This is a genomic window from Pseudomonas sp., assembly GCF_030147005.1.
Taxonomy (GTDB): domain Bacteria; phylum Pseudomonadota; class Gammaproteobacteria; order Pseudomonadales; family Pseudomonadaceae; genus Aquipseudomonas.
This window is the reverse complement of the sequence record NZ_JASLAW010000258.1, coordinates 1-7,686: the sequence shown is the minus strand read 5'-3', so window position 1 is coordinate 7,686 and position 7,686 is coordinate 1. Positions and strand designations below refer to the sequence as shown.

5 protein-coding genes and 1 tRNA gene are annotated in these 7,686 nt (G+C 54.4%); 2 read left to right on the top strand and 4 right to left on the bottom strand.

The features are described 5' to 3' along the window. The 4 genes from Q1V60_RS24930 to Q1V60_RS24915 all read right to left on the bottom strand — a co-directional run. On the bottom strand, positions 1-1,599 hold a 1,599-nt coding region (locus Q1V60_RS24930), incomplete at its 3' end, for an AAA family ATPase (protein ID WP_300635816.1). Positions 1,600-2,009: 410 nt separating this feature from the next. Next, complete coding sequence (locus tag Q1V60_RS24925; protein ID WP_300635814.1) at positions 2,010-3,032, bottom strand: DUF4238 domain-containing protein; 1,023 nt, start codon at positions 3,030-3,032, stop codon at positions 2,010-2,012. Positions 3,033-3,539: 507 nt separating this feature from the next. Next, positions 3,540-3,827 carry a hypothetical protein gene (locus Q1V60_RS24920; RefSeq protein WP_300635812.1) on the bottom strand — a complete coding sequence of 96 codons (288 nt, stop codon included), beginning with the start codon at positions 3,825-3,827 and terminating at the stop codon, positions 3,540-3,542. A gap of 194 nt (positions 3,828-4,021) precedes the next feature. Then, positions 4,022-4,098 (bottom strand) — tRNA-Arg (locus Q1V60_RS24915). A gap of 370 nt (positions 4,099-4,468) precedes the next feature. Here Q1V60_RS24915 and gabD point away from each other — a divergent pair. Then, positions 4,469-5,911, top strand: a complete 1,443-nt coding sequence (gabD, locus tag Q1V60_RS24910; protein WP_300635810.1) for an NADP-dependent succinate-semialdehyde dehydrogenase — start codon at positions 4,469-4,471, stop codon at positions 5,909-5,911. A 180-nt stretch (positions 5,912-6,091) separates the two neighbouring features. After that, positions 6,092-7,369, top strand: a complete 1,278-nt coding sequence (gene gabT / locus Q1V60_RS24905) for a 4-aminobutyrate--2-oxoglutarate transaminase (protein ID WP_300635808.1) — start codon at positions 6,092-6,094, stop codon at positions 7,367-7,369. Positions 7,370-7,686: the final 317 nt, after the last annotated feature.

Here is a 7,686-nt window from a genome sequence, read left to right as displayed (position 1 = left end):
AGAGCTCATCCAATCTAAATATTGCAGGTGATTTTGAATGTGTCGTTCTTGAATACCTTTTTTATCATTTCCGCCATTTTTTGTGAAGCTAGGAGAGCATCCAACTTCGGACTTAATGATTTCAGGTAGATCTGTTTGCATTGCTTGAGTAATATTTTTACTCTCGCTGAATACGTCGACTTTCTTTTTATCACCGTCGAGGTAAGCAAAGACTTTTGAGCCTGCTTGCAGCATCGCTGGTACCTGGCGTGACAAGATTGCCTCTGCTCCACCAGGACAAATTCTTATGTCCAGAGCATTTTGCTCACCCTCATGAAGGTCCTGTGCGGCTCTTTCTAAAACAATTTTAGCCATTGCGTCTTCGACAAGAATAGTCTTTTTCTTTTCCAGAGTTCGACCGAGGCGGTTTAACGCAATATATGGAGAGCTACTGTTTATTATGTGCGTTTTGCCTTGGCCGTTATCTTCAAATACTTTTATAGCATTTTCAGGCAAATCCTCGATGAAGTCTATTGCATGAGTGGATATCACGACTTGGAGGTGTTTTTTCAGAATTTGCTCAAGTAAAAAAGCCAAAAGCTCTTTTTGTGCGCCTGGATGAAGTGATGTCTCTGGCTCGTCCAATAGAATGAGTGAGTATCGGGGCGCAGATAGTACCTGTGTGACAATACTTACCACCGATATTTCTCCACTTCCTGCGAACGCCTCTGAGTACTGCCGTCCTCGTTCGAAAATGACGCTCGTGTCTTTTCCTCGTTGAGTAGGATAAAGAGAGTGCTTGATAAGTCTTGCTGAAGAGTATGAGCGTCCGAGGATGAGCGATATGGCATCCAATTCAACTTGCTTTAGCATGCGATTTTCAAAAATTCGCTCCCTTCCACCTCCCAAGTGCCAACTTTGAAGGTCTTGATCGATTGCGCGTCTTAGCTTATTGGCCCCCCATTGCATCTCTGCATATTTTTCTGTTTGACTATCGTCCTTATCGCCAAAATTAAAGTTTCTGTCAAAAGCACCAATATTGAATTTTGAGTTTATATAGACGACTTCTCGAATAACTGGATTCCATCTGTCGGTGCTTTTTCTGTCAAATTCTTCGGCCGGTATTTCAGACATGCCGTCATTTTTTGATACTTTTGTGGGTTCCCAATATTCATATGCTCTTGCTTTGTGGTGTATGCGAGCTTTTCGAGTTTCGACAGGCCCATTTACACCCTCATGCCAATGACCATAAACGTATCGTGGCGGGTCTCGGACGACTTTAACTTCAATTGGATCTACGGCCGTTGCGAACCAATATTTTGCGGTGCTTTGGCCCTCCGGCATCCCATATAATGCGTGGAGCACGGAGCTCTTGCCTATACCGTTTGCACCTACTAATGCAGTGAGTGCAAATGGGAAGTCCAATTCGGCATTTCTTTCAAGACCTTTAAAGTTTGGAAAGCGTGCGTGTGTTATGTAATTTAAAAGCGGCGCACCTGGTTTCAACTTTCGAACTGAGTCAGTTAATTCCTTGATGGTTTTTACGGCCATTTTTCTTCCCTGGATAATATTATCTAAATTAGCGGGTATGGTTTGGGTGGCCACCGCTTTTATCTGCAAGCCTGAGGGTCCTTGAAATTAGCCTCACGATGCAGGGTTTTGCAGGCTTTATCTCATGCCTAAAGGGCCATGCCTAGCCACTGGCTACGAGTTCTTGACCTTACTGAAGGAGTGCAGAAAAAACGACACGTATAGCCCGCAGGTGTGGTGGGGGACAACTGCGCGCGCCGGGTGGAGTGCCAGTCACCCGGTGGTGGGTTTCCTAACATTGGGATCAGTTGCGTCATTGCTGCTCACGTGGCTACCGGATCGCGTCGCCACCGATCTGTCATTTGCATTCGTGCTGACAGGGGGAATCAGTCAGGAGGAGACGTCGGCTAAGAACTCAAGGACTGCAACTGATCCGTAGCGGCCACCTACTGGCGATTCTGACCGGCCTGCTTCAATGCCTCAGATGAGCACGCGGTCAATCAGCTTTGCATTTCTCTTTCTGCCCGGCACTGTTCAGCATGCCAGTTTTGCCAGGTTGACAACTCATTTTTAAATGTTTCTGAGCAAACCAGTCTGGGCCGAATCAATTGCACATCACTAGCTTCCTCAGCAAAGACGTAGCGATCAGCATGCTCAATGATCATCTTCCGTATCAAGCTAGCCGTCTTAACATCAAGTGTGGTACCTCGCGGCCACACTTGGTTACCGATGCAGGTGTAGAGTAAGTGCTTCGGACTTAGGGGCAGGAGTATGTCTCCATTATTGACTCCCCACCCACCACCAAAGTCATAGTTCTTCGAGTCCTGAAAATTAAGACGTATAAGCGGGTTGTCAGATGTGGGCCATGACATACCATCCGGAGCATGCAAGATAGTCCATTTGTGAGTTGGTAAGCGGCCTAGCGTTTTGGTTAACAGGTGCCTCATTTGCCAAATCCACAACCGCCTTCCCACAACGGTTTCTGCTTTTACTTGACCGCCTCCCTCCGAGAGAGTCTCGATGGATATTTTGAAGAGAGAGGGGGCAACGCTTTCATCCGAAGATATTGGGAATGGTTGATTCCTCTGAGCGGCCTGCTCCATTTTAAGGACGGAACGTTGCATGCTTTCATCCATTAATGTCTGCAATGTCTCGTTCTCTCGGCGTATGAACTGTCTCAGACGAGCCGGAGTGCGCACGTCTAGGGCAACCGCGAACCGCACAAGCCGTCTCCAGTGCTCGGGCAGCATCCGATCTTCTCGAACAACTCGACGGATAGCTTCCTCCGCAGGATTTTCAAATTCATTGTCGAGCCAGCGTTCGAACTCGTCTGTTTCTTCCTGCCCTGCAAGGTAGGTGTAGAGGTGTTGGTGAAAGGCAATTCCTTTCAGCGACTGTTTTTTCCACAGGGGAACATTATCGCTAGGAACCAATAGCCGATAAGTGAGGATTTGGCCCTTATCAGCCCACTGCTTTAGGTAAAGCTTGGGCACGTAGTGGTTGTCTTTACGCAGTTGCTGCATCGGCGCATTTTCCCGTTGTGAAGGGGGAGGTCAGGGCAATCATACATGCTCAGTGCCGCCGGACTGGCAACCACTGCCATAGGCTCTCGTGGCTCTGTACTCCTTAAACAACCGCGGTTTCTAATTGGTAAAGCTTACGACAATAATCTGGTATTCACGGCCGACCGCTTTTGGCCCTGCGTTGCCGCTGCTGGGTGTCACGTGCGCTGGGAGTAAGGCATTCTTATAGGAGTGAAAAAGCCGCCCTGAGGCGGCTTATGGGCTCTATGTGGAAAAGCGTTCAGGACGCTTGAGTTTGAGCCTGTTTCTCCATCATGGAATTCAGCTCCGAACGTCGGCGGGTTCGATAGATCAGGTTCTTCAACTCTTGCTCGCCAGTGGTGAAATCATCGCGTGGGACGACGGCAAGTGACTGCCAGATGGCATCGTCTTCGGTTGATAAAGCGGTGCTGGCTTGGTCTATAAAACTAAATAGGACTTCGCCCAGGCGACGCGCTTCCTCACTGCTTACTGCCTAGTTTCGTCGTAAAAGGGCACCTCTCGGTAATATGCATCTTTCTTAATATCCCGCTGGATGATGATCTTCTTATGCTGTAACGCTTGAAGAAACGCTTTTGCTTCGGGCAATGCGAATAGCGAAGTCGCAGAGGTGGTCAGACAATGGTCGCCATAAAGCGCAAACGCCGTCTCACGACTGCTCAGGTAGCGCTCACGAGCTTCATATGTATCTATCTGGCACAGTTCCATTGCTGGAAAATAGGGACAGATGTATTTACGTGTCAATCCAGCGCCCATTTACTGTATGCCACCGCGCCTCACGAAGGAGTGGGCAGTTTGCAAACTAAGTGCGGACCCAGCCATCGCCTTGAGATCCAACAGCCCCGTGAGACAGCGATCTGGCAATTTCCAATAGCTGAACCCAGGGCTTACAAAAATCATCCACAAAAAAGCCCCAGGTCTCACGACCTGGGGCTTTTTCATTTCATATCTGGTGCACCCGGCGGGATTCGAACCCACGACCCCTGCCTTCGGAGGGCAGTACTCTATCCAGCTGAGCTACGGATGCTTGTGCGGGCGACATCATACCCATGTCGACCTTGGGCGTCCATGCCGGTCTTTGGGCGTTTAAGTGTAGGAAACTGCCGTGTGCAGGCTCTGGGTCGGGTGCCGCCGATCTGTGCGGTGAAACCAAGTGCAATTACGCAGATCAGAAAAGTTTGACGGATGTGCCGTTTTTGTTCTTTTTTTCGAACATCCTATTGCCCTGTACCCCCATTGATCCTAGGATTCGTTTGAGATTTCAAACGCCCTGTCTCCCGTGCGCGCTTTATCGATTGTGTGCACCGAGGCTGATTTCCCTGACGGCAGCCCACCAGGCGCCTTTCAACAACTCTAATTCGCTCCGCGTGCGCGCGGTGCTGTTAAGGAAAGCCGACATGCAGCTCAAAGATACCCAGTTGTTCCGCCAGCAAGCCTTTATCGATGGCGCTTGGGTCGATGCGGACAACGGTCAAACCATCAAGGTCAATAACCCGGCCACGGGCGAAATTCTCGGCACCGTGCCGAAGATGGGCGCCGCGGAAACCCGCCGTGCCATCGAAGCCGCCGACAAGGCCTTGCCGGCCTGGCGTGCACTCACCGCCAAGGAGCGCGCCAACAAGCTGCGCCGTTGGTTCGAACTGCTGATCGAAAACCAGGACGACCTCGGCCGCCTGATGACCCTCGAACAAGGCAAGCCGCTGGCCGAAGCCAAGGGCGAGATCGTCTACGCCGCTTCCTTTATCGAGTGGTTCGCCGAAGAAGCCAAGCGCATCTACGGTGACGTGATCCCCGGCCACCAGCCCGACAAGCGCCTGATCGTGATCAAGCAGCCGATCGGCGTGACCGCTGCCATCACCCCGTGGAACTTCCCTGCGGCGATGATCACCCGCAAAGCCGGCCCGGCCCTGGCTGCCGGCTGCACCATGGTGATCAAGCCCGCTTCGCAAACCCCGTTCTCGGCCCTGGCCCTGGTTGAGCTGGCGCACCGTGCCGGTATTCCCAAAGGCGTGCTGAGTGTGGTCACCGGCAGCGCCGGCGACATCGGTGGCGAGCTGACCAGCAACCCGATCGTGCGTAAATTGTCCTTCACCGGCTCCACCGAAATCGGTCGCCAGCTGATGGCCGAATGCGCCAAGGACATCAAGAAAGTCTCCCTGGAGCTGGGCGGCAACGCGCCGTTTATCGTGTTCGACGACGCTGACCTGGATAAGGCCGTCGAAGGCGCGATCATCTCCAAGTACCGCAACAACGGTCAGACGTGCGTCTGCGCCAACCGTCTTTATATCCAGGATTCGGTGTACGACGCGTTTGCCGAAAAGCTCAAAGTGGCCGTGGCCAAGCTCAAGATCGGCAACGGTCTGGAAGAGGGCACTACCACCGGCCCGCTGATTGACGAAAAGGCCGTGGCCAAGGTGCAGGAACACATCGCCGATGCCCTGAGCAAAGGCGCCAAGCTGCTGGCCGGCGGCAAGGCGATGGAAGGCAACTTCTTCGAGCCGACCATTCTGACCGACGTGCCGAAAACCGCCGCCGTGGCCAAGGAAGAAACCTTTGGCCCACTGGCGCCGCTGTTCCGTTTCAAAGATGAAGCCGACGTGATCGCGATGGCCAACGACACCGAGTTCGGCCTGGCGTCCTACTTCTATGCCCGCGACCTGGGCCGTGTGTTCCGTGTGGCCGAGGCCCTGGAATACGGCATGGTCGGCGTCAATACCGGGTTGATCTCCAACGAAGTGGCGCCGTTCGGCGGCATCAAGGCTTCGGGCCTGGGCCGTGAAGGCTCCAAGTACGGGATCGAGGATTACCTGGAAATCAAATACCTCTGCCTGGGCATCTGACCGGCACGTGATTGCAGCAAACGCAGAGGGCACGAGAGCGCTGTCCCTTTGCGTGTTTCACATCGTTATTCGTAGTGGCCGGGAAAGCTGTGGCAGTCGATCATCGCATGCTGCCGTAGCTGCCTCCCCGCCACGTATGCCTTGGACCACGCCACCCGATGAGTGGCGAATGAGGACTTTATGAGCAAGACCAACGCTTCCCTGATGAAACGCCGCGAAGCCGCTGTTGCGCGCGGTGTTGGCCAGATTCACCCGATCTTCGCCGACTCCGCGAAGAACGCCACCGTGACCGACGTTGAAGGTCGCGAGTTCATCGACTTCGCCGGCGGTATCGCCGTGCTCAACACCGGCCACGTGCATCCGAAAATCATTGCGGCCGTGACCGAGCAGTTGAACAAGCTGACCCACACCTGCTTCCAGGTGCTGGCTTACGAGCCCTATGTGGAAGTCTGCGAAAAAGTCGCGGCCAAGGTGCCAGGTGATTTCGCCAAGAAAACCCTGCTGGTCACCACCGGTTCCGAAGCGGTCGAAAACGCCGTGAAGATCGCCCGCGCCGCCACTGGCCGCGCTGGCGTGATCGCCTTCACCGGCGCTTACCACGGCCGTACCATGATGACCCTGGGGCTGACCGGCAAAGTCGTGCCTTACTCGGCCGGCATGGGCTTGATGCCAGGCGGTGTGTTCCGTGCGCTGTACCCGAACGAGCTGCACGGTGTGAGCGACGACGACGCCATCGCCAGCATCGAACGCATTTTCAAGAACGATGCCGAGCCGCGTGATATCGCGGCGATCATCATCGAGCCGGTGCAGGGCGAAGGCGGTTTTTACGTTGCGCCGAAATCCTTCATGAAGCGCCTGCGCGAGCTGTGCGACAAGCACGGCATCCTGCTGATCGCCGACGAAGTACAAACCGGTGCCGGCCGTACCGGTACCTTCTTTGCCATGGAACAGATGGGCGTTGCCGCCGACCTGACCACCTTCGCCAAATCCATCGCCGGTGGCTTCCCGCTGGCCGGTGTGTGCGGTAAAGCCGAATACATGGATGCCATCGCCCCAGGTGGCCTGGGCGGCACCTACGCCGGCAGCCCGATTGCTTGCGCGGCCGCATTGGCGGTAATGGAAGTGTTCGAAGAAGAGCACCTGCTGGACCGCTGCAAGGCCGTCGGCGAGCGCCTGGTAACCGGCCTCAAGGCCATCCAGGCCAAATACCCGGTGATCGGTGAAGTGCGTGCCCTGGGCGCGATGATCGCAGTGGAACTGTTCGAAGATGGCGACAGCCACAAGCCGAACGCCGCTGCCGTTGCGTCGGTGGTGGCGAAGGCGCGTGACAAGGGCCTGATCCTGCTGTCCTGCGGAACCTACGGCAACGTATTGCGCGTTCTGGTGCCGTTGACCTCGCCGGACGAGCTGCTGGACAAGGGCTTGGCAATCATTGAAGAGTGCTTCGCTGAGCTTTGAGCCCGGCGTCTTTCTCGATGTAAAAAAACCCGCTTCGGCGGGTTTTTTTTTACTGGGGGTCAGCGCTGAACCCTATGAGAGGGGGCCTACCCGAATGCCAGTCAGTTAAAAAGGCACCCTAGTGTGGCGAGGGAGCTTGCTCGCGCTGGACTGCGCAGCAGTCCCATTTTCTGGGCCCGCTTCGCGGCCCAGCGGGAGCAAGCTCTCTCGCCACAGGTCACAGGTCACAGGTCATAGGTCATAGGCCATAGGCCACAGGCCACAGCCCACAGGTCACAGGTCACAGGTCACAGGTCACAGGTCACAGGTCACAGGTC

What these genes read in the sequence shown, in the direction of transcription:
- gabT (WP_300635808.1), top strand. Translation starts at nt 6,092, where the DNA reads ATGAGCAAGACCAACGCTTCCCTGATGAAACGCCGCGAAGCCGCTGTT.
- gabD (WP_300635810.1), top strand. Translation starts at nt 4,469, where the DNA reads ATGCAGCTCAAAGATACCCAGTTGTTCCGCCAGCAAGCCTTTATCGAT.
- Q1V60_RS24925 (WP_300635814.1), bottom strand. Translation starts at nt 3,032, where the DNA reads ATGCAGCAACTGCGTAAAGACAACCACTACGTGCCCAAGCTTTACCTA.
- Q1V60_RS24920 (WP_300635812.1), bottom strand. Translation starts at nt 3,827, where the DNA reads ATGGGCGCTGGATTGACACGTAAATACATCTGTCCCTATTTTCCAGCA.